This window comes from Gordonibacter faecis (assembly GCF_030077735.1).
In the GTDB taxonomy this organism is placed as follows: Bacteria; Actinomycetota; Coriobacteriia; order Coriobacteriales; family Eggerthellaceae; genus Gordonibacter; species Gordonibacter faecis.
This window is the reverse complement of record NZ_JASJEU010000013.1, coordinates 109,223-133,305: the sequence shown is the minus strand read 5'-3', so window position 1 is coordinate 133,305 and position 24,083 is coordinate 109,223. Positions and strand designations below refer to the sequence as shown.

General features: G+C 56.6%; 23 protein-coding genes. 15 read left to right on the top strand and 8 right to left on the bottom strand.

Annotated features, from left to right (window positions below; all coding sequences use genetic code 11):
- Positions 1–2 precede the first annotated feature (2 nt).
- Positions 3–1,463 carry a methyltransferase domain-containing protein gene (locus tag QNJ86_RS07075; protein ID WP_283831904.1) on the top strand — a complete coding sequence of 487 codons (1,461 nt, stop codon included), beginning with the start codon at positions 3–5 and terminating at the stop codon, positions 1,461–1,463.
- Positions 1,464–1,469: 6 nt separating this feature from the next.
- Positions 1,470–2,582, top strand: a complete 1,113-nt coding sequence (locus tag QNJ86_RS07070) for an alcohol dehydrogenase (protein ID WP_283831903.1) — start codon at positions 1,470–1,472, stop codon at positions 2,580–2,582.
- Between the two features lie 415 nt (positions 2,583–2,997).
- Here QNJ86_RS07070 and QNJ86_RS07065 read toward each other — a convergent pair whose 3' ends face one another.
- Positions 2,998–3,555: a helix-turn-helix domain-containing protein gene (locus QNJ86_RS07065; RefSeq protein WP_283831902.1), complete on the bottom strand. Its 558-nt coding sequence runs from the start codon at positions 3,553–3,555 to the stop codon at positions 2,998–3,000.
- A gap of 166 nt (positions 3,556–3,721) precedes the next feature.
- Between QNJ86_RS07065 and QNJ86_RS07060 the strand changes: the two genes are divergently transcribed.
- The 9 genes from QNJ86_RS07060 (at position 3,722) to QNJ86_RS07020 (ending at position 10,381) form a co-directional block, all read left to right on the top strand.
- Positions 3,722–3,910, top strand: coding sequence for a helix-turn-helix domain-containing protein (locus QNJ86_RS07060; RefSeq protein WP_087225147.1), 189 nt, complete (start codon positions 3,722–3,724; stop codon positions 3,908–3,910).
- Between the two features lie 12 nt (positions 3,911–3,922).
- The gene (locus tag QNJ86_RS07055; RefSeq protein WP_283831901.1) at positions 3,923–4,999 is read left to right on the top strand and encodes a site-specific integrase; all 1,077 of its coding nucleotides are present in this window, start codon (positions 3,923–3,925) and stop codon (positions 4,997–4,999) included.
- A 3-nt stretch (positions 5,000–5,002) separates the two neighbouring features.
- Positions 5,003–5,323 carry a plasmid mobilization protein gene (locus QNJ86_RS07050; protein WP_283831900.1) on the top strand — a complete coding sequence of 107 codons (321 nt, stop codon included), beginning with the start codon at positions 5,003–5,005 and terminating at the stop codon, positions 5,321–5,323.
- Between the two features lie 3 nt (positions 5,324–5,326).
- Positions 5,327–6,481, top strand: coding sequence for a helicase RepA family protein (locus tag QNJ86_RS07045; protein WP_283831899.1), 1,155 nt, complete (start codon positions 5,327–5,329; stop codon positions 6,479–6,481).
- 440 nt (positions 6,482–6,921) lie between these two features.
- The gene (locus QNJ86_RS07040; protein ID WP_283831898.1) at positions 6,922–8,106 is read left to right on the top strand and encodes a plasmid recombination protein; all 1,185 of its coding nucleotides are present in this window, start codon (positions 6,922–6,924) and stop codon (positions 8,104–8,106) included.
- Positions 8,107–8,194: 88 nt separating this feature from the next.
- Positions 8,195–8,509, top strand: a complete 315-nt coding sequence (locus tag QNJ86_RS07035) for an ArsR/SmtB family transcription factor (protein ID WP_087225159.1) — start codon at positions 8,195–8,197, stop codon at positions 8,507–8,509.
- Positions 8,510–8,601: 92 nt separating this feature from the next.
- On the top strand, positions 8,602–9,603 hold the full coding sequence (locus tag QNJ86_RS07030; protein ID WP_283831897.1) for a permease: 1,002 nt from the start codon (positions 8,602–8,604) through the stop codon (positions 9,601–9,603).
- 19 nt (positions 9,604–9,622) lie between these two features.
- Positions 9,623–9,964 carry a thioredoxin family protein gene (locus QNJ86_RS07025; RefSeq protein WP_283831896.1) on the top strand — a complete coding sequence of 114 codons (342 nt, stop codon included), beginning with the start codon at positions 9,623–9,625 and terminating at the stop codon, positions 9,962–9,964.
- A 3-nt stretch (positions 9,965–9,967) separates the two neighbouring features.
- Positions 9,968–10,381 (top strand): arsenate reductase ArsC, encoded by a 414-nt coding sequence (locus tag QNJ86_RS07020; RefSeq protein ID WP_087225167.1) that lies wholly within the window; start codon positions 9,968–9,970, stop codon positions 10,379–10,381.
- A gap of 1,039 nt (positions 10,382–11,420) precedes the next feature.
- On the opposite strand, the gene QNJ86_RS07015 is transcribed toward QNJ86_RS07020, so the two are convergent.
- The 3 genes from QNJ86_RS07015 to QNJ86_RS07005 form a co-directional block, all read right to left on the bottom strand.
- Positions 11,421–12,338: a hypothetical protein gene (locus QNJ86_RS07015; protein ID WP_283831895.1), complete on the bottom strand. Its 918-nt coding sequence runs from the start codon at positions 12,336–12,338 to the stop codon at positions 11,421–11,423.
- Positions 12,339–12,733: 395 nt separating this feature from the next.
- Entirely contained in the window at positions 12,734–12,982 is a 249-nt protein-coding gene (locus QNJ86_RS07010) for a hypothetical protein (protein WP_283831894.1), read from the bottom strand.
- Between the two features lie 15 nt (positions 12,983–12,997).
- Positions 12,998–13,636, bottom strand: a complete 639-nt coding sequence (locus QNJ86_RS07005) for a TetR/AcrR family transcriptional regulator (RefSeq protein WP_283831893.1) — start codon at positions 13,634–13,636, stop codon at positions 12,998–13,000.
- Positions 13,637–14,459: 823 nt separating this feature from the next.
- Between QNJ86_RS07005 and QNJ86_RS07000 the strand changes: the two genes are divergently transcribed.
- Entirely contained in the window at positions 14,460–16,817 is a 2,358-nt protein-coding gene (locus QNJ86_RS07000) for an ATP-binding cassette domain-containing protein (RefSeq protein ID WP_283831892.1), read from the top strand.
- The gene (locus tag QNJ86_RS06995; protein WP_283831891.1) at positions 16,801–17,115 is read left to right on the top strand and encodes a hypothetical protein; all 315 of its coding nucleotides are present in this window, start codon (positions 16,801–16,803) and stop codon (positions 17,113–17,115) included. Before QNJ86_RS07000 ends, QNJ86_RS06995 begins: the two co-directional genes overlap by 17 nt.
- Positions 17,116–17,707: 592 nt before the next feature.
- On the opposite strand, the gene QNJ86_RS06990 is transcribed toward QNJ86_RS06995, so the two are convergent.
- The 4 genes from QNJ86_RS06990 to QNJ86_RS06975 form a co-directional block, all read right to left on the bottom strand.
- Entirely contained in the window at positions 17,708–17,938 is a 231-nt protein-coding gene (locus QNJ86_RS06990; RefSeq protein WP_283831890.1) for a helix-turn-helix domain-containing protein, read from the bottom strand.
- 218 nt (positions 17,939–18,156) lie between these two features.
- A complete protein-coding gene (locus QNJ86_RS06985) occupies positions 18,157–18,588 on the bottom strand; it encodes a metal-dependent transcriptional regulator (protein ID WP_283831889.1) in 432 nt (143 codons plus the stop codon).
- Positions 18,576–20,309, bottom strand: coding sequence for an ABC transporter ATP-binding protein (locus tag QNJ86_RS06980; RefSeq protein ID WP_283831888.1), 1,734 nt, complete (start codon positions 20,307–20,309; stop codon positions 18,576–18,578). Before QNJ86_RS06980 ends, QNJ86_RS06985 begins: the two co-directional genes overlap by 13 nt.
- Positions 20,310–22,130 (bottom strand): ABC transporter ATP-binding protein, encoded by a 1,821-nt coding sequence (locus QNJ86_RS06975; RefSeq protein ID WP_283831887.1) that lies wholly within the window; start codon positions 22,128–22,130, stop codon positions 20,310–20,312.
- Positions 22,131–22,307: 177 nt separating this feature from the next.
- Between QNJ86_RS06975 and QNJ86_RS06970 the strand changes: the two genes are divergently transcribed.
- Both QNJ86_RS06970 and QNJ86_RS06965 read left to right on the top strand, forming a co-directional pair.
- Complete coding sequence (locus QNJ86_RS06970; RefSeq protein ID WP_283831886.1) at positions 22,308–23,318, top strand: AraC family transcriptional regulator; 1,011 nt, start codon at positions 22,308–22,310, stop codon at positions 23,316–23,318.
- A gap of 122 nt (positions 23,319–23,440) precedes the next feature.
- A complete protein-coding gene (locus QNJ86_RS06965) occupies positions 23,441–24,061 on the top strand; it encodes an MptD family putative ECF transporter S component (RefSeq protein ID WP_283831885.1) in 621 nt (206 codons plus the stop codon).
- The last annotated feature ends 22 nt before the right edge of the window (positions 24,062–24,083 follow it).

The following is a 24,083-nucleotide window of genomic DNA, read 5'->3' as shown; positions in this document are numbered from 1 at the left end:
CCATGGCACGCCCCCGCAAGGATTCGGAAGAGAGAGGCGCCGAGGCACGCATGATCGAGGCGTTCTGGGATCAGCTCTCCCGTATGCCGTACCGCGAGGTGACCGCCGCATCGATCGCACGCCAAGCAGAATGCAACCGCGCAACCTTCTACTACTATTTCGACTCGATCGAAGATCTCGCCGAGCAGGCGGTCGATGCTGCCGTCCCCACCGGCATCGCCGACCTCGCCGAAAAGTTCCTTTCGAAAAGCGGCACGTCATTCCACCTTGATGGCAATCAAAGAAGCGCCGCGGAGCGCGTCTGCCTGTTGACGGGACCGAACGGATCGACCCGCCTCACCGAACGTTTCAAACGGGCTCTCGCGGAGACGTGGGCGAGCAAGTTCGGCCTCGACCTCGCGCGGGAGGACGTGCGGGCGGTCGCTTCGTTCATGGCATCCGGCATCGTCGGCATCCTCGGAGATCAGGAAGGCCTGCCGTGCGACGAGTGCTTCGACGCGCGCCTGCAGACCATCAGCAAAGTGTTCTCGTCTCCCGCCATGAACTTCGCCCATACCACCACCGATGCAAGCACGCACGCCGCTGCAACCGACAGCGCAATAGCAGCCGACAACGTGCTCGACCGCAAGCTCGCGGAGAACCGCGACAACTGGGACGACCGCGCCGCCGTTCACGCGGAATCGGCGTTTTACGAGGTCGAAAGGCTCGTCTCCGATCCGAGCTACGTCTCCGGCGTCGCGCGGCGCGACTTCGAGGCGCTCTTGCCCCACCTCCCGCAGGCAAGCCTCGCCGGGCTTTCCGTCCTCCACCTGCAGTGCCACATCGGCACCGACACGATCTCGTGGTTGCGCCTCGGCGCACGCGAGGCATGGGGGCTCGACTTCTCCCCCACCTCGCTTGCGCACGCACGGCGCATCGCGCAGCGTGCCGGCGCCAACGCGACCTTCGTGGAGGGCGACGCGCGGTTCGCCTCGCACGTCATCGAACGGACCTTCGACGTCGTGGTGACGGGAACGGGCGCGATCACCTGGCTTCCCGACCTGGGCGATTGGGCGCACTCGATCGCCGAGATGCTTGTTCCGGGCGGCATGTCCCTCCTGCGCGACGACCACCCGCTCCTCGACGCGCTCGGCTACGAATCGCTCACCATCACCGAGGACTACCTCAGCGGCACGGGCAGCATCGACTACGAAAGCGACGAGAGCTACGTCGAAGGGTCGGCGGGCAAGATCGCCCACACGGCGAACCACAACTGGCGCCACGACTTCCAAGAGATCGTCGACAGCCTGCTCGCAGCCGGACTCTCCATCGAGGCGCTCCGCGAAAGCCCTTATGCCGAGTGGAAGGCGCTCCCCTTCCTCGTAGAGACGGAACAAGGCTGGACGACGCCCGAGGGCATGCCGAAGATCCCGCTCAACTTCGCGATCGTCGCCCGCAAACCGCAGGATCAACGCATCGGCTGAGCCCCGTTGCGGAAACCCACCCCGCGCTCCCCCGTGCTACCATGGACGAAACCCCCGCGCGAAAGGACCCCCATGAAAGCACTGGTGCACGACGGCAACGGCAACATCGCGCTGCAGGAGCGCCCGCAACCCACGCTGCAGCTTCCCACCGACGCCATCGTGCGCGTGACGCGCTCGACCATCTGCACGAGCGACCTGCATATCATGCGCGGCGCGGTGCCGCACGCGGTGCCCGACACGGTGCTGGGGCACGAGTTCGTGGGCGTGGTCGAGGAGGTCAGCGCCGACGTCACCCGCTTCAAGCCCGGCGACCGTGTGGCGGTGAACTGCGAGACGTTCTGCGGCACGTGTTTCTTCTGCCAGCGCGGTTGGGTCAACAACTGCGAGCAGGGAGGCTGGGAGCTCGGCTGCCGCATCGACGGATGCCAGGCGGAGTTCGTGCGCGTCCCCTTCGCGGACAACGCGTTCACGCGCATCCCCGACTCCGTCTCCGACGAGGACGCCCTGTTCCTGGGCGACATCCTCGCCACCGGATGGTGGGGCGCGCGCCTCGCCGAGATCGAAGAGGGCTCGTCGGTCGCCGTCATCGGCGCGGGGCCGGTCGGCCTCACCACCATGATGTGCGCGCGGCTTGCGAACCCCGGGAGCATCATCGCCATCGAATGCGACCCCCATCGCGCCGAGCTGGCCAAGCGACTCGGACTTGCCGACCGTATCATCGACGGCAGCGCCCCGCTCGACGAGATCGAGCGCGCCGTGCAGGACCTCACCGAGGGACGCGGCGCGGACTCCGTCATCGAAGCCGCGGGCGGCGACGCCACGTTCGAGATGGCTTGGCGCATCGCGCGCCCCAACGCCGTCGTCGTCATCTCGGCGATGTACGAGCATGATCAGGCGCTGCCGCTCCCCCGCATGTACGGCAAGAACCTCGTCTTCAAGACCGGGGGCGTCGACGCGAGCGGTTTGGACGAGGTGATGGCCCTCATCGAATCCGGCAAGATCGACACAAGCTGCCTCATCTCGAAGCGCTACCCGCTCAACGACATCCTGGAAGCCTATCGCGCGTTCGAAGCGCGCGAGGATGACTGCCTCAAGGTGGTCATAACGCCATGGGAGTAGGCTCGTCCGACTTGGATATCAGGCCATTGTAAACCACCTGCCATCATCCCTATTCGTGTTTCGGGAAGTAGTCGCCAGGGAGTCGTTGCGAAAAGCTGTCGCGGGGGCTGGATTTGGCAGATTTGTAATCACTCCAGTGATTACAAAGTGATTCGGATTATGGGACAACAGGCGGACGAGACGGCACGAGGAGAGATGAGACACCATGCATATTGAAGCCGCAACGATCGAGTGGGAATGACGCTCGAAACGGCGCAAACCCGCATGAATACAGGCTTTTTTGCCCGTCGCTGTGGCTCTTGATACTGGATTGATACTATTCGTGTCCGCCCGGTACTCTCAAGAGAATAATCCCAAAAGGACAAGCAAAACCGCCCTGCTGAACGACAAATTCAGCAGGGCGGTTTTGCTTGTCTTATTCATTTTTGCGCCACGGAATGCTCGGTTCACATTTTCCGCAATCGTCGCAAGTCCTCGGCCAATTCAATTTCCATTCAAAGTATTCGTCCCTGGTGATCTCCCCAGCGTGTAACTCCTGCTGGCGCAAAAGCCATTCCCGCATGAACTCGTCCACAAGGCCGTACTGGAAGTACATACCCACGGGAGGGTGTGCGGGCCAGTCGTCGCCGTCGTTGTACCGTACAGCGGTATCATCAGCGGCCCCCGCCCTGCCCGGATTGCGGACAAGTTGGAACAGACGGATAGAGCCGGGGCTGTCCTCGTCGAGCCAGAAGAATGTCCGCATGAAGTCCTCGGCGGAGCCGGGGGCGATGGTGTAGAAATTCTGGCGGTCTACCCGCAACGCCTCGGCAATCTTGTCCAGCAATTCCCGCTTGGGGACACGGTAATTCGTTTCATACTGCGCGATACGGTTGTCCGCTCCCTTTTCCTCAAAACCGACGGCAAGCCCCAATTCCTTTTGTGTCATGCCTCGAAAGGTGCGGATTTTCTTTATCTTATCTCCGACTGTCATAATATCCCACCGCCTTTGCCAATAGTATAGCGCAAAAAAGCGAAATATGCAAGATAAAGTTTAACAAAAATGCGAAATAAATTCTTGACATTAACACTTGTGTTAATGTATAATGAGGATAGTAACATTAACATATTTGCGAAACAGAAATAAGGAGGTGAACCACATGAGCAAGGAACTGTTTGTAAAGGCAGAGGAAGTAGCCAGGGAACTGGGTATCTCCAAGCCCTACGCCTACAAACTGGTGCGGGAGATGAACGAGGAACTGAAACAGAAAGGCTTTATCACCATTCCCGGACGGGTGAGCAGGCGCTACTTCGAGGAAAAATTCTACGGACTGCGGGACGAGCAGTAAGGAGGAAACACAATGCCAGCGTACAAAGACAAGGAGAAGGGCACATGGTATGCGTCCTTTTACTACGAGGACTGGACGGGCAAAAAGGTCAAGAAGATGAAACGGGGCTTTCCCACCAAGCGGGAGGCGCTGGAGTGGGAGCGGACATTCCTGCAACAGCAGACCGCCGATCTGGAAATGACCTTTGAGAACTTCGTGGCCGTCTATGTGGCGGACATGAAGGGCCGTATCAAGGAAAACACCTGGGGCACGAAAGAACATATCCTCTACAAGAAGTTGGTGCCCTACTTCGGCAAGCGGAAGATGTGCGACATTCACTCTAAAGAGGTCATAGCGTGGCAGAATGAAATGCTGGGCTATAAGGACAAGAACGGCAAGCCCTATTCCCCGGTGTATCTGAAAACGCTCCATAACCAGTTGAGCGCCGTGTTCAATCATGCGGTGCGGCACTACAATCTGAAAGTCAACCCCGCCGCCCAGGTGGGGAACATGGGCAAGCCAAAGAGCCGGGAAATGCTGTTCTGGACAAAGGCGGAATATCTGAAATTTGCGGAGGCCATGATGGACAAGCCTCTCTCCTACTACGCCTTTGAAATGCTCTACTGGTGCGGTGTGCGGGAGGGGGAGTTGCTGGCCCTCACCCCGGCGGACTTCGACTTTGAGAAACAGACGGTCACTATCTCCAAGTCATACCAGCGTATCAAGGGCCGGGATGTTATCACCGACCCCAAGACGCCCAAGAGCAACCGGGTCATTCAAATGCCCGCTTTCCTCTGTGACGAGATGCAGGACTACATCAAGAGCCTGTACGCCGTAGAACCGACTGACCGTATCTTCACGGTAACAAAATCCTACCTCCATCGTGAGATGGACAGGGGAGCGAAAGAGGCCGGGGTCAAGCGGATCAGAATACACGATCTGCGGCATAGCCACATCTCCCTGCTGATTGACATGGGCTTTACGGCCCTGGCAATCGCTGACCGGGTGGGGCATGAGAGTATCGACATTACTTACCGTTACGCCCACCTGTTCCCCACCCGGCAGACGGAGATGGCGGACAGGCTGGACATGGAGCGAAAGGGGGCCTAAATCATGTCGCTGAAGAACAGGGACAACAAGAACCGATGGAGAAACAAGACTGTGGCGTTTCGGGTGTCCCCGGAGGAGGACGCACAAATTGAAACCGCTGTGCGGCTCTCCGGGCTGACGAAACAGGACTACATCACCCGGCGGCTCCTGTACCGGGAAGTGGTGGTGCAGGGCAATCCAAGGGTCTATAAGGCCCTGCGGAATGAACTGGCCGCTGTGCTGGCCGAACTGCAACGGATAGAGGCCGGGGATGGGGTGGACGAAGAACTGATGGACAACATTGAACTAATCGCCGCCATCATGGACGGCATGAGGGAGGATTGATAGATGGATAGATCACAAGAGAAAACGACCGTCCCATATCCGCCTGTTGGCGCAGACGGGGGACAGTCGCTCTCACAAAAACTTAACCAAAGTATAGCAGAGGAACAGGCCGAACACAAGCCCCAAGAACGGGATTTTAGGGAAATCCTGCGACAGATAGACCGGGTCAACGACCCGGCCTATCTGCCCTCCCTCTCCATGAACGAACTCTACGAAAAGGTGTACCCCGGCAAGCCCCCCGTGGTGGAGGGCCTACTCTATCCGGGGGTGTACCTCTTTGTGGGCGCTCCCAAGGTCGGCAAGTCCTTTCTCATGGCGCAACTGGCCTATCATGTGAGCAAGGGCCTCCCCCTGTGGGGGTACGAAGTCCGCCAGGGGGCCGTCCTCTATATGGCCCTGGAGGACGACTATCCCCGCTTGCAGGGACGATTGTACCGGATGTTCGGAGAGGACAGCGCCGCAGACCTCCACCTCTCCATTTATGCCAAGCAGTTAAACAGCGGCCTGGAGGAACAACTAAGGAGATTTGTCCGGGAACACCCGGACACCCGGCTTATCATCATCGACACCCTGCAAAAAATCCGGGAGGCCGGGGCAGAGAAGTACAGTTATGCAGACGACTATAAGGTGATAACAAGTCTGAAACACCTTGCCGATGAAAAGGGGGTCTGCCTCCTGCTGGTACACCATACCCGCAAGCAGCAGGCCGACGACAAGTTTGATATGATCTCCGGCACCAATGGCCTGATGGGTGCGGCGGACGGGGCCTTTCTGCTCCAAAAGGAGCGGAGGACGGACAGCGCCGCCACACTGGACATATCCGGGCGTGACCTGCAAGACCAGCGCCTCTATCTGAAACGGGACGAAGAACGGCTGGCGTGGGAGTTGGAGCGGCGGGAAACAGAACCGTATAGGGAACCGCCTGACCCGGTTTTGGAGGCCGTTGCCGCCCTGGTGACGGCGGAGCGGCCAGAGTGGAGCGGAACGGCCACCGACCTTACCGCCGCCTTGGGGGTGGATATGAAAGCCAATGCCCTGGCGATGCGGTTGAATGTTCGGGCGTGGCGGCTGTCCTATGAGTACCATATCCGCTACGAAAGCACCCGTACCCACGCCGGGAGAAGTATTCGGCTGACGCTGGAAACTCCCCAGGCGTGACGACCGTGACAGCCGTGACAACCTCTGCACCACCGCCCCGATATCAAAAAAGCCGTCACGGTCGTCACGGCTGTCACGGGGAGCGGGGGTGAAAGTCAAGGGGGCATACCTGCGGGTGGAGATTGCCGCAAGGCAATACAACCCGAACCCCTTGACTTTCACCCCACGGAAAACACTTGCCGGGTGGGAGGAAAGGCCGCTGGCCTTTCCTCCCTGCCCCACGGCGAGTGAAAAAGTTTAGGCGGGGTGCAGGGTGCCCTTTTCAAAGGGCGGCCCTGCTGGGGGAGCCGTCCGCAGACGGCGGGGGCAAAGCCCCCACACCACCCCGTAGGGCGCAAATGCGCTTTTGATGGCCGATAGGCTGTCAAAAGTGCTTTTGCGTTACTTTCGCAGAAAGTAACAAAGGCCCGCCGCTGGCGCGGCGGAAAAGGAGGGATTGATTGAAAAGGACGATTAGCGCCATGGTGGGGCATGGGTCGGTGAACCACAACAGCAGGAAGTTTCACGCTAAGAATACCGACCCGGAACGCTCCCATCTGAATGTAACATACTGCCAGGAGAATATCAAGGCGGTGTACCATGAACTCTTTGACGAGGCCCTGGAACGCTACAACGCCAAACAGACCAGGGCAGACAGGCGGATAGAAAACTACTATGAAAAAATCCGCTCCGGCAAACAGGAAAAACCGTTTCACGAAATTATCCTGCAAGTGGGCAACAAGGACGACATGAGCGCCGACAGCAACGAAGGGCGGCTGGCGGCGGTGGTGCTGGACGAGTATATGAAAGCGTTTCAAGAGCGCAATCCCAATCTCCGGGTGTTCTCGGCCCACCTCCACATGGACGAGGCCACGCCCCATCTGCACATCGACTTTGTGCCGTTCACTACCGGGAGCAAGCGGGGGCTGGACACACGGGTATCTCTGAAACAGGCATTGGCGGCCCAGGGTTTCAAGGGCGGCACCAGAGGGGACACGGAGTGGAGCCAGTGGGTGCGCTCGGAGAAAGAGCAACTCTCCAACCTGATGGAGCGCCACGGGATAGAGTGGGAGGACAAGGGCACCCACGACAAGCACCTGTCTGTGCTGGACTACAAGAAGGGGCAGAGGGCGAAAGAGATCGCCGCCCTGGAGACAGTCAAGGCGGAGAAAGAGAGCCAGGTGGAGAGCCAGGAGCGGCGGCTGAAAGAACTGGCCCCGGCGGTGAAGGACATGGAGCGGCTGGCGGCAGACTTCTCCACCGACCCGGAGGAAATTCTGCCGGAGGCCGGGACACTGGAGAGCGCCAAGTCCTACCGGGAGAAAAAGGCAAAGCCCCTGCTGGCGAAGATCGTCAAGGTGCTGCGCTCCCTGTTCCGCAAGTACATCGATCTAAAAGGGAAGTTTGACCGTCTGCAAGGGGACTATGACCGGGTGCGGGAGGGCAACGCCCGCCTGTCTGACCGCTTGATGGAGGTGAAGATGGAGAATAAAAAACTGCGGCAGATATCCGCCGACTATACACGTGTCAAGCGGGTCTTTGGCCCGGAACAGGTGCAGGCGGCTGTGGAGGCCGACAAGCAGAGGGAACAGGCGGAGAAAGGCCGCAAACGGCCCCGGCGCTCCCTTGACCGGGGAGGGCGGTGACTTCAAAAAATTTTGATTGAACTGTTGACAAACGAGACGTTGCTGCATATACTAGTCATATCAAAATTATTTGATGCGAGGTGAGAACATGGGGACAGCGTATCAGGAACAGGCAAAAGTATTCAAGGCTCTCTGCGATCCGAAACGGCTTGCAATCCTGGAACAGTTAAGGAGCGGTGAAAAGTGTGCTTGTGTCCTGCAAGAGCCGTTGGATTTAACGCAGTCCGGCCTCTCTTACCATATGAAAATCCTCTGCGATTCCGGCATTGTCGTCAGTCGTCAAGAGGGCAAATGGACGCACTACCGACTGAGTTCTTCAGGTAGGGACTATGCAATAGAACTGCTGAAAAAATTGACAACTCCAGATGCAGAACAAGAGAGTACCTGTCCCCGTTGTGGATAGAAACGCCATCTAATTTAGATGGCGTTTCCTTCGGCACAATACATCAAAAAGTTTTGATATGTTGTCCATGAAATGGAAAGTGAGGTTTTTGTATGGGCGTATGGGACTTTATTCAAGATCAGATGCTTGGCATGAAATGGCTGAACGAACTTCTCGGCATTGGGCTGTCGGCACTGGGCTTGGATGTAAATGGGCGCATTGGCGGCAGCGTCCAGTTTTTTATCTACGATGTCTTGAAAATCACGGTGCTGCTCTGCGTATTGATTTTTGCAATCTCCTATATTCAAAGTTATTTTCCACCCGAGCGAAGTAAGCGCATTTTAGGTCGTTTTCATGGGATCTGGGCGAACATCATCTCCGCTCTGCTGGGAACAGTGACCCCCTTTTGCTCCTGTTCATCTATCCCGCTGTTCATCGGTTTTACCAGTGCGGGACTTCCCTTGGGTGTGACGTTCTCCTTTTTGATTTCATCACCGATGGTCGATTTAGGAAGTCTTGTCTTGTTAATGAGCATTTTCGGTGCAAAAGTGGCGATCGTCTATGTGATCCTTGGGCTTGTTATCGCAGTTGTCGGCGGCACCATGATTGAGAAACTGCATATGGAAAAGTACGTTGAAAGTTTTGTGCTTTCGGCTGGCAGCGTCGACATTGGGTCTCCTGACCTGACGATCCGGGAAAGGCTCACCTACGCAAAGGAACAAATGCTGGGCACCTTCAAGAAAGTGTTCCCCTATATTCTGGTTGGTGTCGGGATCGGTGCGCTAATCCACAACTGGATACCGGAAAGTTGGATTGAAACCGTACTTGGCAGCAACAATCCTTTTGGTGTGATTCTCGCTACAATCGTTGGTATCCCCATGTACGCAGATATTTTCGGCACCATTCCTGTTGCAGAGGCACTACTTTCTAAGGGGGCACAACTGGGTACCGTTCTTTCCTTTATGATGGCTGTTACTACCTTGTCCCTGCCGTCCCTTATCATGCTCCGCAAGGCTGTGAAACCCAAACTACTGGCACTCTTTATTGGCATTTGTACGATTGGCATTATCATTGTTGGCTACCTGTTCAATGCGTTTCAATTCATTTTGATTTAATCTAAGGAGGTAATTCGCTATGGGACTGTTTAACAAGAAGAAAGAGGAAAAAAGTTGCTGCTGTGGGAGCGGCTGCACACCCGAAAAGATGGCCCAGGCAGAGGCCGCAAAAACAACTGCTGGGATCAAAGTGCTGGGGGCTGGCTGCGCGAAGTGTCATGCGTTGGAAGATGCCACCAAAGCGGCGCTTGCGGAACTGAATATGGACACGACCATAGACCATGTAACGGACTTCTCGCAGATCGCCGCCTATGGCGTGATGACCACCCCTGCCCTTGTGGTAGATGGCAAGGTCATGTCCTATGGTAAGGTTTTGAAAAAAGATGAGGTAAAAGCCCTCATTCAAAAGGTCAGGGGATGACGTATGGGTCAAAAACCCAAGGTGGCGTTTATCTGCGTCCACAATTCCTGCCGGAGCCAAATCGCCGAGGCACTCGGAAAGTATCTGGCCTCCGATGTATTTGAAAGTTACTCCGCTGGCACGGAGACTGTGCCGCAGATCAACCAGGACGCAGTTCGGCTGATAAAACAACTCTATGGCATTGACATGGAGCAGACGCAATATAGCAAATTGCTGAACGAACTTCCGCCCGTAGACATTGTAATAACAATGGGGTGCAATGTGGCCTGCCCCTATCTACCCTGCAAGCACCGGGAGGATTGGGGGCTTGACGATCCGACAGGAAAATCAGACAAAGCATTTTTGGAGATAATCCAGTCTATCAAAGAAAAAATTGATAATCTAAGAAATCGAATAGAACACAACGCACTTCTTTAGATGGATAGCAAATCCAGTCGGGGCTGTCAATGGTCGAGATGAACGGCGCACAAGTGCGCCGCCATTGACCGCCCCGCCCGGCCTTGCTCTGCGGTTATCAAGGCGGGCAAGCACCAGAAGTGCTTGCCCGCCTCCTTTGATTTTAGGTCGAATTGCGTCCCATGGTGGGATTGATTTCCGCCGGGGCGGAAATCAATCCCCTATTGCCTGGGAGCGTTTACGCTCCCAGGCGGTGGTCGAAATGGGTCTCGATTTGAGACCCATTTCGACAGAAACTTACATCAAATTGAGGGAAGTTTTGATTGTGGCCGTTTATGGCCTGAAACCCTTGCAATTTCTCGGTTTTTGTGATACTATTTTGATACTAAGAAAGCGTACTGCCTCAAATAAGCAGGCAAAACATTAATATATTTGCGAATGTTTTGCCTGCAAAATCACCCTAAATACGCTCCCATATATCTGAATTTGCCGAGTGGGAATAGTAATAGAACATTTGTTCTTGTTTTTCATACGGTTTCGTACGGTTCCGATGGCAACCGATGGGGACGTTTCGGAACCGCCGCACCTGCAAGCCACATGGTTTCGCAATCGGGTAAAAACTCAAAAGGCTCTTCGAGAAAAACGAGGAGCCTTCCCGTTTCCGCAGGTAGACGCATGATCGGATGCCACCCCATGGCAAACGGGCATGGGTCAAACAAGCCTGAAACGACTTGAACGGAACCGAAGAGAACCGACGCGAACCGAAGAACCTGCAAGCCGATGAAAGGCAATGATGGCGGGACGCTTGCAGGTGCCGTCGAAAATCGGCGAAACTCAAACGAAACTCACCTGGAAAAACGAAACTCGAGAATGGCAGATGCCCCTGGTGGAGAGCCTGGAAGCGTCATTCTCGCAAACTCACGAAAACGAGCTGGTTTCGCAACCACTCCTCTCGAGTAGCAGCAGGAGGCTTGCGACCCGAAACGGCCCTCAGCGGTTTCGCAAAACCATAGCGCAGACAGCGTATGCGCTGCAGGGTCGCAGCCGCAAGATCTATGCGCTAATCAAACCCTTCCTTTCGTTCCTCTCCTGAGCTTTCTTCGCTTTCGGAAGAGTCTCTATCATGCGATTCGCCTTGGCCTTTCTCCTCGTCATCATCTTCGAGAGGATTGGATTGCTCGCGAGCTAAAGCAGCTGAAGCAGGCAGGCTCGTCGTCAAACCGGACGGAATGGTATTCTGCGCCAATTGGCTAATCGCTGCCTGTAGGGCTGGGCCTTGGATCTTCGTGATGCTTTCGCTTAGTGTTTCGGCTAGGCTCGAGACCGCGGAAAGCCTGGACGGGTCAATCGTGGCGACTGATTGCGAGAGGGCTTTAGCTGCGGCAGATGCCGAATCGGATAGAGCGTAATAATCCGCAAAACTCTGCGAAGATAGAAGAGGAGCGATTTTATCCAGGAAGACCTGGGCACCGGCAATCTCCGACGCATAGTTGCCCCCCAAGAGGCGCGCAGCGCTAAGGGCATTGGCGGAATGGCGTTTCGGATAGCTGGGGTCTTCGTGTATATGGTTGGCGTAGGCTTCGAGCTCGTCAGTCGATTCAGCCAGCAACTCCTTCGCCTCGTCATACTCCTTGGCCAAGATCGTCCTGTGGTGCATGACTTTGTTTCTTATCTTGTTTATTGCCCTGAAATTCTCCCACACGCCTTTCAACTCTCTGCCGTCGAACAGGTCAGTCCAGACGGTTCGCTCTTCAATCCCCTCTATCCTTTCCAAAACATCGGATTTGGAGATGGGACCCTTCTGGTTCACTAGCCTGGAAACCTCTTCTTTGAAGGCGTCGCTATAAAATAGCCTCAAACCGAGCTCGCTGAGAGTCGCCTCCTCTAGGTTCTTTACCAGCTTGTCTTCGAAATTGTCATGTTCGGCGCACATCGAGAGGGTGAGCACCCGCCGAAGAGCACGCTCATAGTCTGCCAACTTGGGATACAGAGCCTTCGCAAATCTAGAAGAGGCATCGTCTCGTAAAATTCGCACGTGCTTTTTGGCAGGCAGAGAATCTCTGAGACGAGACAAAGCCCTCGCACTCGAAAGCGTGTCGGGCTCTGCAGAGAATGTGACGAAGTAGAGCTAACCCCCTTTGGCGTCGTACTTCTCTACCGAATCGAGGGCAGTTCCTTTCGGCAGGTCCTTCCCGATCATATTCTCCTTAGTTTTCTCGCCTTGAACGAGATACGACAGTTGCATTGTCAATCGGACCCCTCGCGTTCATTCGTTTCGAATCGGGTATAAAGACGGCAATTGCCCCGAATGGCAAGCGAAATCCATCCGGAGCCATCACGTCCATAGAAGTTTGGTGTTTACCAGAGACGCATTCATGCGGAAGGGCTCGGGTTTCCACCAATCCCCATCTTCCAGGACTCGTATTCCTCGGGGGTTATCTCGCCGCGGTCGAGCGCATCCACCTGGGATTCCCAGGCCTTGATGGCGGCGGCGAGCTTCGGCGCCTTCTCTGCACCGGGCGCGATGGCGAGCTTGTCATCGCCGACGGGCCTGAGCCCGAACTCCTCTTCGATCCTGAAGAGGAGTTCGATTGAAAATGACTTAGTTATCTTTGATGGCAAAAAAAGAAAGGGCCATCAGGGCATGCGATATTTCTCCCAGCCTGAATTGAAGAACGTTGAAATAACCTTTGTCGTCGCGTTAAGTTCCTCAAGGCTCTTCGCATGGACGATGTTCTCGGAAAGGGCGCTGTAGAACGCGTGGTTGACGATATGGAGAGACTCTTTCGAGATAACGGTTCGAGCCTTTTCTGCGCCGTGGATTAGCTCAAGAGCACGGAGGGTCGTTCTATCTTCCTCGTCGACGAGCCAATCCAGAAAATGCTCGTACGGAGTGCCGTAAGAGCGGAACACAAGGAGCTCGTAGATATCGCGATGGGAGTACAGCATCGCCGTGGTGGCGAGCGTCCCTGCCGCTTTAGTCTCGAGGGCGGCGCGCACCTGCTCCGGAGTCACTGGCTCCCCTTCGTCGTACCCGGCGAAGCCTCGCTGCTCACCTTGGGCGTAAGCTTCGCGAATCATGCTTGCCAGAGGCTCGACCAGTTCGGAGAAGAGCGCCTCTTTGTCCTCGAAGTGCTTGTAGAACGCCCCGGTTGTCACACCGGCTGTTTTGCAAATCCTGCGCAGGTTCGCCTTCTCGAATCCCTCTTCCAAAAACGCCGCAAGACCGCTTTTCAAGATGCGCTCGTGCGTCTCTTGGTAGTTGCCATTGCCCACTAGCCACCTCCCTTTAAAAATAACTTAGATATCTTTCACAGCGGAAAGTTTGCCATCAAAGTTAGATGGTGTCAACTCTTACACCTGATGGACCTTAATGGAGCAGCCTCGACTTAGCGGATAGAAGTATTTCTAAAACCATCTAGTCGACCTGGACGAAAGCCATCCTTTGCTCGGCAAAGCCAAATACACTAAAGCCTTTGCTTTAGCTACGATTAACCAAGTCGCGTGGTGCTTACTCCACTTGAAGAGACTCCATTCGTAGACCGCGCTCCTGCTTACGCGCAGGAGTATCGCCATCTCCGCCGCTGAGTACGTGTCCTGAATCGGCATGGGTACCTTGGCGTGCGAGCATCCCGCCTAAATGGAAATCCAACTCACACCCGAGAAGCACGTTCAATTGCCTCAGCCTCATCGTCAGCGCAGGATATGCTGGGCATTCCTTGGTTCGAGAGAGGGATACGTAAGGACAAGGAATCTTGAACCGTGTATGCTATCAAAGCGGAACAAGCTCAAACCTCCTATCAGAGGCAGCGGCGTCGATTGTCCCATAAGATGCCAAGGAGGTTCGCGCTTATTCACTGCTAAGACCACAATCTATGTCCCGTAATGAGAAGGATAGAGTCTTACGTCGTCAGCTCTCCACGATAGAATTATTAATCCAAACTGTTGAATAATCGGCATGATGCCCGATTCGTTTCCCATGAATCGGCTATGCTTGATATATACCGATGATTGACAAGATCGCTTTGAGAGAAAATAAAGGCTTCATCGAAAGACTTGCCTGATCATCGCTTCGACCTGGCTTGATTGGAGCTGCACAATGCTGAATGAGAACATAAAAATCGATTTGCATATCCACTCGATTGCCAGCAAATACAAAGAAAGTGTCGGGGTGGTTGACCAGTCGACCATTGGAAACCTGCCCGTGCTCTTCAATAAATTAGAGACGGAGGGGATCAATCTTATTTCCTTCACCGACCACAATACGTTCGATTCAAAGCTTTATATAGAAGCCGAGAAGCTTATTCGGCTAGGATCATACCCGTCAGTTAAAGGCATCATTGCCGGAATCGAATTTGATGTTTTGCTTGATACGGCAAAGCCGTGTCACATCCTCGCCTATTTTGACTGCAAGGCAAAAGAAGACTACGAGACCATCGAACTTGTCATGAGCAGGCATGCTCCCGAGAACAAAGACCACAAGTATTCGAAAAATGACTTTGAATCCATTCTTAAGGAAATTAAACTTCCTGTCATTTTGGTTGCATATCAAAGGAAGAGCCTTGACCCCAAGCAAAAGGGCGGCGCCAATTCTTTCAGCGATGCCTGCTCGGATTTTTTGGACTATTTGGAAATTGGCTATATTAGTGCAATTGAGATTCAGAGCCCTAATGTGGAAGGCATTGTAAAAAACAATCTGGTCGACATGAGCGAGTTCTGCAACTCCATCGGCTTGCTTATCGGCATCGACTGTCACGAATGGGCCGTATACCCCAACCATGACTCCAAGAACGTCAGACAAGGCGCTCCGGTCTTCACCACCATCAGGGCCCTTCCCTCGTTTAGGGGTTTGCTGCTCGCAATCACTTCGCCCGAAACCAGATTTGGAAGAATCGACAGCGTCTCTTATCCATTCTTGGAAAAAGTAAGCGTAAATGGCGTTGATACGCAACTTAGCCCCGGGGTGAACGTCATCATTGGTGAAAACGGATCAGGCAAATCAACACTTCTTAAACTTATTTCAGGAAACGATTCGGAGAGCCATGTTAAAGCAGCAAAAAGGAATAACCGAATCGAGATACCCGCCCTGCCAAATAGGAGCAAGGCGGTATTCCAAGGCGAGCTATTTAACGACTACAACAACAATAAAGACCTGTACCCTGATGGACGCTCTCTTTTTTCTGAAGTCAACTGCCAAGACTTCAGATCGCAAATTACAACGTTCACAAATCGAGTAATGGAATGGGTGCGCAGGCGCATAGGAGCAAAGCAAACGCTTGGCGAAGCCGCGAGCAGCGCCTTGACCGTGAAGGAGGAATACCTACGCAAGACGTTCTTTGTATCCGTGTCGACCGAAGGCTTCGCGGCAAGAGACTACTCGCAACTCGAAAATCGCTTTGCGGCATTGAGGTCAATTATCACGCAGCTAAAAACCGAAATCGAAGACAACGAACTCATATACACCCCTGACGAACTGAAGAGTCTGAATGAGGCGCTGGCTTCATTAAATGATGCCTTGTCTTCTGTCGAGAAAAGACTGGACTCCGAAAGACTGTTCAGCTCCGTCGAGAACGTCATCCTCACCTCGATTACACAGTACAAGGCTAGCACGAATAGGACCTCTACGAATCTCGATCGACAAGCCGAAAGCTATAGCACGTTGAAGCAAGCGGTCATCTCGAAAGTCATTCAGCAAGCGCAGGCGTCTCTGGACATCAAAAAAGAGTACCCTTCCTTCCCTTCTCTGTCGAAATACTACGACCAGGGTATCGGCTACGTGGATAAACGTGCTGGCGGATATGTCTTCAGGTCTTACGCCCCATACGTGACCAAAACAGCCGAAGAGGTCGAAGAGGAATTCTACAAATCCCTGTTCAACGACGGGTTCGACAAAGCCTCTATCGAAACAATCGATGCAGAGGAATCCTTGTGCAACGCCGTCAGGGGAACTAGGCAGGTCGACAAGATCGACGAAACGGTCAAAAAGAACCTCGAGTCTTTTCTGGATTCTCTTTGCAAAACAGAGCAGGAGGTTAAACGCCAGAACACCTCAGAACGAGTTATCGGCAACACTTTCGGCGAAAAGGCGCTGATATATTACGAAGTCTTGCTCGATCAAAATGTGACCCAGGCGGATGTGCTGCTCATCGACCAGCCCGAAGACAACATCTCTAACCTAAAGATTTCCAAAGAGCTATCTGCAGCAATCCAGGGACTGAGGGACAAGGCGCAAGTTATACTCGTCACCCACAATCCTCTTCTCGTCGTCAACCTAGACGCAGACAACGTGATCATCGCATCCGGTTCGCGCGACGACAAAAGACGCTTTTCGCTTTCGCTTAAGTCTGGATGCCTTGAGGACGAAGGCTGCGAAGCTCTTGAATGGATCGCGGAAAACATGGACGGCGGACGGCAGGCTCTGGCAAGGAGGTTGAAAGCGTATGGCACGCGAAATTAAAATCACTGTCGAAGGCAACCAGCAGGAGGAAATCGTTCTTAGCAATAGCGAGGGAAAGCAGGTGGTCATTAAGGACAATTCGACCAACGCAAAGACGCTGTTCGAACTTCTCGATTTCGAACCTGGAAGCAAATACGAAATTGACGTCCAGGATGCTGGCAAGGTAAAGCAAAAGGTCTTTGACGAATTCGTATCCTTGCTAGAGGGAATCAGGGATGGCATAAACAAGCTTCTGGAAGAGCAGAAATCAGAAGAGATGGACAGCAGCGATAAAAGCAGTGATGAGGTCAGCTGTTAGTATCCACCACAGCGAGGAGCAAAGCCGAAAGTCCTATGTTCGCGGCGGATTCGACTCCCGTTCGGTTCTCGGACAGACAATGCACTGACGAGCTAAGCACAATCTCGGCGCCGATGGATTTCGATGGAGCAAGAAAGAATGGTAGGCCCATGGCGGCCACACCAAGCTTTGAGTTCGCAGCCCCGGGCGGCTCCCCTCATTTGGCATCAACGGAGACTTTAACCACTTTCTGACATACCCCGGGCAAGACCGCGTCCGATGCTACCGTTCTTCCGAAGTTAGATAGCGCAGACCAGTATCAGAGGGCTTGGTTCGCTTTCGATGCGTGCTTGCACTAGGGCAATGCAGACGGTATGCGCTCAACAACCGTGAGTGAATCTAACTCGACTCAGGGCTTCTCATCGAGATCGATTCCGCAACGGTCAGAATCGGAGGAAAAGCAGGCTAAGCCAAACTAAACTAGGCGCAACTACGGAGACGTTTCGGAGGAACAAGATTGCATGCTGTCGCAGTCCAGGAATCAACGTTAGAGCCCGACCACGAAACGAGAAGAGCGCTTTCAGCTCCGATTGGAGATTTGTGACATCGAAGCTCACTCCGCGTGCCGCTTGCTCCACTCGAAAAGCTCGTCCCTGAACGCGAAGCGCCCTCTTCTCCTTCCCATCATCCTCCTGAGCGGCAGGGGGTCGTCCTCGAGGAGGCTCCATTCGTAGACCGCGTTCCTGCTCACGCGCAGTAGTATCGCAATCTCCGCCACCGAGTAGGTGTCCTGGATCGGCACGGGGACCTTAGCGAACGGGTATCCCGCTGATTCGGCTGTCATGCGTCTGCTCCTTTCGGAGCGGCAGACGCTGCATCTCAGAGTCGCGGGGTCCGGCGGCGATGGCGCGATGCCCGTTGCCATCGTCGCCGCTCGGTATCGTGTCGTCGCCCGCACGAGGGCCGCCGGGCGGGCGAAAGCGGCGCATGCCGCCAGCCGTACTGGCTGCGTGCGCCGCCGAATTCAATAAGTTTTGCCTGGGCTCGCGGACGCCCGACCGGTCACCCGTTCTTGCCCTGCTCCCGCAGGTCCGCAAGATGGTCCGCAAGGCGACGGAAGGAAGGGTCGGATATGCAGTGCTCCATGCGGCACGCCTCCTCTGACGCGACTTCCGCATCCACCCCGGCGTCGCAGAGCAGCCGCTTGAAGAAACGGTGCTTGGCGAGCGTCTCCTCGGCGAGGCGGCGCCCTTCGGAAGTGAGCCTCGCGTCGCGGTCGACGACGTCAACAAGGCCCTTTTGCGCCAGGTTGACGAGCGCCTTGGTCACGCTCGGCTTGGTGACGCCCATATGCTCCGCGATGTCGACGTTTCGGCAGTGCCCGCGCTCGGCGTGGATGATGAGGATAGCCTCGAGGTAGTCCTCGGAGGAATCACGGATGCGGAGACGGGCAGAACCCTCGTCAGAACCACGACGATTCCCTATAGGGCCCATTGGGCGCTTTCCTGCTGAAGACGGACCATGCGGGCGAACAGGCCGTCCCGCTCCATAAGCCCGATCGGGGTGCCCTGCTCGACAACACGTCCGGAGTCGAGCACCACCACCTTGTCGGCGTTCGCCACCGTGCGCATGCGATGGGCGATCACGATGACAGTCTTACCGGCGAGCAGCCTCGAGAGTGCCTGCTGCACCTCCGTCTCGTTCTCCACGTCAAGCGACGCGGTCGCCTCGTCGAGCAATACGATAGGCGCGCCCTTGAGCAACGCCCGCGCAATTGAGATCCGCTGGCGCTCGCCGCCGGAAAGGCGCGCCCCGTTCTCGCCGATCATCGTGGCGTAGCCCTGTGGCATGCGGGAGACGAACTCATCGCAGTTGGCAGCCCGCGCCGCGGCGAGCACTTCCTCGTCGGATGCGCCGCGTCTGCCCAGGCGAATATTGCCCATTACGGTGTCGTCGAACAGCACGACGTCCTGGAACACCATGGAAAAGTCCCCCAGCAGTACCTCGGGGTCGACCGTCGCCACGTCTACGCCGCCTACGGTCACGCGGCCGGACGTTGCGTCCCAGAAGCGGCACACGAGCTTCGCGCACGTCGACTTGCCGCTTCCGCTAGGTCCTACGAGAGCAGTGACCTCGCCCTCGCGCGCCGTGAATTGCACGTGCGAGAGAACCCGATCGCCGCCGTCATAGGAAAACGACACGTCGTCGAACACGACGTCGTGACCCTGCGGTGCGTAATCGTTGCCTCCTTGAGCCAGGGGTTCCTCGAAGAAACTCTTCATACGAGCGCTCGCTGTTTTGGCCGCGAACAGCTCGGCGATGAGCATGAGACACTGGTCGAACGGCGCGTAGATGCGAGACACCACCAGCAAGAAGCAGAACAGCGTCATGAAGCTGCAGGTGCCGTCGAGCACGAACGCAGCGCCCGCCAAGATTGTGGTGGCAAGCCCCAGGCGCAGCACGATCTGCGCGCCGTTTACAAAGACGCCCATCATAAGCTCGCCTTTGATGGTCTGCTTTTCGGCAGCGTCCACGTCGGCGCGGATATGTTCAAGATAGCGTTCCTCCTGGTTGGTGGCGCGCACTTCGCGCACGCATTCAAGTGCTTCCTGGATGTCGTCGGACACGACAATGTTCCTCATACGCGTCTCGCGCACGAGCGGCGCCAGGATGCCCCGCGCGCCGAACAGCAGCCCCAGCGCTACCGGCGCGCTCCACAGCGCCGCGATGGCCAGTCGCCAGTCGAACACCAGCAACCCCGCCGCCGCCACGCCCAGCATGATGTAGGCGCCGTACAGCTCGGGCAGCACATGGCTGTAGGCATGCTCGATGGTTTTCACGTCACCCATGATGGTCTCGGTGAGGTCGGCCAGATCGCGCCGCCCGAAAAACGACAGCGGGAGCTTCCGTAGACGCTCAGCCAGCCCGATGCGCTGCCGGCCGCTCTCGTTGTAGATGACGCCGTACTGGTAGTAGTAGGCGAAGTACTCGGTGACGAACAGCACCACTATGAACACGACAAGCCCCGCCAGATACGGCAGAAGATCGGGCAGCGGCGCGCCTCCTATCACATGGTCGACAAACGCCCCCATCGCGAGGAATAGGATTCCCACGCCCGCAAACACCGCGATGTTCGATATCGCCGTCCACGCGGCACCCAGCTTGACATTGCGCACGCCCTCGTCGGTGAGGCCGTATTTCTCTTTGATAGACATCTACGCCACCTCCTCGGACGTGATTTTCCAGCTGACAGCGCGCTCGTAGTCCGCCCACATACGTGCGTACAGGCCACCCGCCGCCAGCAGCTCGTCGTGGGTCCCCTGTTCCGCCACACGTCCGGCATCCAGCACCACGATCTTGTCGGCCTTGCGTACGGTGGAAAGTCGGTGCGCCACCATCAACACGGTGCGCTTCTCGCCACTGCGCCCACTCGCCAGCTCGGAGAAAGCCTTTTGTATCTTGGCCTCGTTTTCCGGATCGGCGAAGGCCGTGGCCTCGTCCAGCACCACAATGGGCGCATCTTTCATAATGGCTCGCGCCAGCATGAGCCGCTGCACCTCGCCGCCGGAGAAATGAGCGCCCGCCGCGCCGTATACGGTATCTACGCCGTCAGGCAGCTTCTCTATAATGTCGTCGCATTGGGCGGCGGAAAGCGCGCGGGCGACCTCTTCGCGCGTAGCATCGGGCCGCGCCGCGCGCACGTTCTCAAGCACGCTCTGCTTGAACAGGTGGTTTGCCTGGAACACGAACGCAACGTGCTCCATCAGTCTGTGCGGGTCCATGCTCCGCACATCCACGCCGCCCACCAGCACGCGCCCCGCGCATACGTCCCAAAAACGAGGCACCAGGCTGGTCGCCGTGGTTTTGCCTCCGCCGGACGGCCCCACCAGCGCCACGGTCGACCCCGCCGGCACGCTGAAGCTCACATGGGACAGCGCGCGCTCGTTGACTCCTTCGTAAGTGAAGCTAACGTCGTCGAACACGATGGAGTTATCGACCGGCTCCTTCGGCGCGGCGGGTGCCTTTATCATCGGAGCCGCCAGCACCTCTTCCACGCGGTTCACCGCATCGGTGGCCGACTGCAGCGCATCCGACATGAACATCACGCGCGTCATGGCAGTGGGGATGACCGCCGAAAAGATGGCGTAGAACGCGAAGTTGGCCAGAAACGCGCCAAAATCGCCTTCACCCGGCGCCAGAAGAATGGCCACCGGCACCAAGAACAGCGCCACACCGTTGATGATGGTCAGCGATAATGACTGCGGCGTGCGACACCATCTCACCGCATAGTCCTGCGCAAGACGGGTGAACTCCTCAATGGCATCATGGAACGCCTTGAATGAGTGCACCGTCTGCTGGAACACCTTCACCACGGGGATGCCGCGTACGTACTCGGTGCCCGTCTTGTTCATCTTGACGAGAGATTCCATGTACTTCGTCATGAATTCCATACCGCGCCCGCCCATCATGTAGAACATGCAAATGAGCGAAAGGATCACCGGCACCAGGCATGCAAGACCCAGCCGCCAGTCGAACACGAAAAACAGTACCAGCATGCCCACGATCATCGCCACCGAACCAGCGGTATCGGGCAGCTTGTGGGCAAGCATTCCCTCTGTCTCCGCCGCGCAGCCATCAACCACGCGCCGCAGCGCACCACTCGCATGCGTGTCGAAATACCCCAGGCTCGTGTGCATCAGATGCTCGGTCGCCCTCTTGCGCATGTTCGCCGCGCAGCGAAACGCCGCCAGATGCGTGCACATGAGTCCTGCGAAGTACAGCAGGATAGACGCGACGGAAAGCCCGAGCGCCCACCATCCGTACACCGCGATACTCGTAGCCGTGCTCCAGTTGGGAGCCACGGCGATAAGGTCGCGCGCCACCAGCCAGATGCACACGTAGGGCCCGAACCCCACGACCATGGAGATCGCGGAAAGCGTGCAACCCAGGTAGGTGAGTGCTTTGCGCGGCCCGGCGAAATCGAGCAGCCGCGACACGGCGCTGCGTCTGCGGGATGGCTCCTCCTTTTTGTCCATACGAAACCTCCGATCTTGATCCCGTGCGCCTCCCCGATGAAACCGTCGTCTTCGACGCACTTGATAGTTAGTTGCAGTTAACATATCATCACGCATGGGTTCTCCGTTTTCACGTCCTGGAAACGGAGACGTTCTCGAAACGAATTCGGACAATCGCGAAACCGCAGGAGATCGAGTATGAGCGCACTACGAGCAGCTATCCCGCAGCATTTGCGGACGTTCGTGGAACCGCAGATAGAGCAACTGTCCCTCAGGATGGAATCCGTTCGCTGCGGTCTGTACGCAACGCTTCCGGAATCGCTCGGCGAAGGGTTTCTCTGGACGGCGGCGCTCGGCGAGGAGTGCCTCGTCAGTATGCATTCGATTCGCCTGAAGAAACCGCTCATCCTCGAGGAGCGCCCGACGGACTTCTTCTGCGTCTTCTCGGGATCGTCGGCGACGCTTCGCTCGCTGCCGAATGCGCCCGCCCAAGCGGTCGCGGAGCGCGAGAACGTCGTCTCGTTCTCCCAGGCGGGAGGAACCACGCGCTGCCTGATGCAGGCGGGAGCCCTTTACGAGTCGACGAGCCTCACCTACACGCCCGGTTACTTTGAGGGTTTGAAAAAGAGATTCCCCGACGATTTCGGAAACACGGAGGACACGATGCGCGCACTTGATCCTGCGGGCCCTCCCGCCGAGATGCTCTCCATTCTCAGGTCGTTCACCCCCGAACGGGCGTCGCGGCCCGGAGCGGCGCCGTATTTTCACGCGAAAGCGCTCGAAACGGCAACCGCCCTCTTGGCCCGTTCCCGCACTTGGGTCGAAGACGAAGCGGGGCGGACGGACCGCGCGATCGTGGAGCGGGCAGAGGAGATCATCTCGGCGCGGTTTTCCGAGGGGCTCACCGTAAAGGCGATCGCAGACGAGCTTTTCGTGAGCCGCTCGCGTCTCTACGACGCTTTCAGGAACGTGCGAGGGATGGGCGTGGCAGAGCGCCTTCGGGCGGAGCGTATGGGAGCCGCCTGCAGCCTGCTCGGCTCCGGGGAGGCGGACGTGGCGCGCATAGCGCGCGCGGTGGGATACGCGCGCACCTCGGCGTTCGACGAGGCATTTCGCCGAACGTTCGGCTGTTCCCCCACGCAGTGGCGGCGCCGTCCCGAACGCCCGCGAATCGAACCCTCCCGCCCTACAGGACGTGCGGCCTTTTAGAGCACGCGCGGCTATTCGGAGTTGCAGCTCTGTGCGTATTCGCCAAAATGGATTGTTGTTGCATATGGCTAACTTCATAGAAGATGCGGCGGCCGAAGAGCCGCACGGGAAAGGATTCGCACATGAAAATCACTGGGAACGCATCCGCTTCCACGTCGAAAACGGGAGGGAGACTCGTAGGAAAAGATCTCATCAACATAGGCATCTTCACGGCGATCTACTTCGTCGTCGTGTTTGCCGTGGCGTGCCTGGGGTTCATCCCCATCCTCATGGCGGCGATTTGCGGAATCGTTCCGCTCGTCGCGGGCATCCCGTACATGCTTTTCCTCACGCGCGCCCGCAAGTTCGGAATGATCACGATACTCGGCCTGCTCATCGGCATCATCATGTTCATCACCGGTATGGGATACTTCTCCATCGCGACGGGTCTCGTTTTCGGGCTTATCGCCGACCTCGTCTGGAAATCAGGCGGCTATGCGTCGGCATCGCGCGCCATCCTGTCTCACGGCATATTCAGTTGCTGGATCATCGGCAACTTCCTCCCCTTCCTCCTCACCGCCGACACGTACCTGCCCACCGTGCGCGCTCAATACGGCGACGCCTACGTGAACGAACTCATGACCTACCTGCAACCGGAGCTCTATCCGATCCTGCTCGTAGCATGCTTCGTCGCAGGAATCATCGGCGGCTTCATAGGACGCGCCGTCCTAAAGAAGCACTTCAAGCGCGCAGGCATCGCGTAGAAACGTCACGAGAGGGTCTTGG

What these genes read in the sequence shown, in the direction of transcription:
- QNJ86_RS06990 (WP_283831890.1), bottom strand. Translation starts at nt 17,938, where the DNA reads ATGACAGCCGAATCAGCGGGATACCCGTTCGCTAAGGTCCCCGTGCCG.
- QNJ86_RS07020 (WP_087225167.1), top strand. Translation starts at nt 9,968, where the DNA reads ATGGGTCAAAAACCCAAGGTGGCGTTTATCTGCGTCCACAATTCCTGC.
- QNJ86_RS06980 (WP_283831888.1), bottom strand. Translation starts at nt 20,309, where the DNA reads ATGTCTATCAAAGAGAAATACGGCCTCACCGACGAGGGCGTGCGCAAT.
- QNJ86_RS07060 (WP_087225147.1), top strand. Translation starts at nt 3,722, where the DNA reads ATGAGCAAGGAACTGTTTGTAAAGGCAGAGGAAGTAGCCAGGGAACTG.
- QNJ86_RS06995 (WP_283831891.1), top strand. Translation starts at nt 16,801, where the DNA reads ATGGCACGCGAAATTAAAATCACTGTCGAAGGCAACCAGCAGGAGGAA.
- QNJ86_RS06970 (WP_283831886.1), top strand. Translation starts at nt 22,308, where the DNA reads ATGAGCGCACTACGAGCAGCTATCCCGCAGCATTTGCGGACGTTCGTG.
- QNJ86_RS07075 (WP_283831904.1), top strand. Translation starts at nt 3, where the DNA reads ATGGCACGCCCCCGCAAGGATTCGGAAGAGAGAGGCGCCGAGGCACGC.
- QNJ86_RS07030 (WP_283831897.1), top strand. Translation starts at nt 8,602, where the DNA reads ATGGGCGTATGGGACTTTATTCAAGATCAGATGCTTGGCATGAAATGG.
- QNJ86_RS06975 (WP_283831887.1), bottom strand. Translation starts at nt 22,130, where the DNA reads ATGGACAAAAAGGAGGAGCCATCCCGCAGACGCAGCGCCGTGTCGCGG.
- QNJ86_RS07050 (WP_283831900.1), top strand. Translation starts at nt 5,003, where the DNA reads ATGTCGCTGAAGAACAGGGACAACAAGAACCGATGGAGAAACAAGACT.
- QNJ86_RS07055 (WP_283831901.1), top strand. Translation starts at nt 3,923, where the DNA reads ATGCCAGCGTACAAAGACAAGGAGAAGGGCACATGGTATGCGTCCTTT.
- QNJ86_RS07000 (WP_283831892.1), top strand. Translation starts at nt 14,460, where the DNA reads ATGCTGAATGAGAACATAAAAATCGATTTGCATATCCACTCGATTGCC.
- QNJ86_RS07065 (WP_283831902.1), bottom strand. Translation starts at nt 3,555, where the DNA reads ATGACAGTCGGAGATAAGATAAAGAAAATCCGCACCTTTCGAGGCATG.
- QNJ86_RS07045 (WP_283831899.1), top strand. Translation starts at nt 5,327, where the DNA reads ATGGATAGATCACAAGAGAAAACGACCGTCCCATATCCGCCTGTTGGC.
- QNJ86_RS06965 (WP_283831885.1), top strand. Translation starts at nt 23,441, where the DNA reads ATGAAAATCACTGGGAACGCATCCGCTTCCACGTCGAAAACGGGAGGG.
- QNJ86_RS07035 (WP_087225159.1), top strand. Translation starts at nt 8,195, where the DNA reads ATGGGGACAGCGTATCAGGAACAGGCAAAAGTATTCAAGGCTCTCTGC.
- QNJ86_RS07025 (WP_283831896.1), top strand. Translation starts at nt 9,623, where the DNA reads ATGGGACTGTTTAACAAGAAGAAAGAGGAAAAAAGTTGCTGCTGTGGG.
- QNJ86_RS06985 (WP_283831889.1), bottom strand. Translation starts at nt 18,588, where the DNA reads ATGGGCCCTATAGGGAATCGTCGTGGTTCTGACGAGGGTTCTGCCCGT.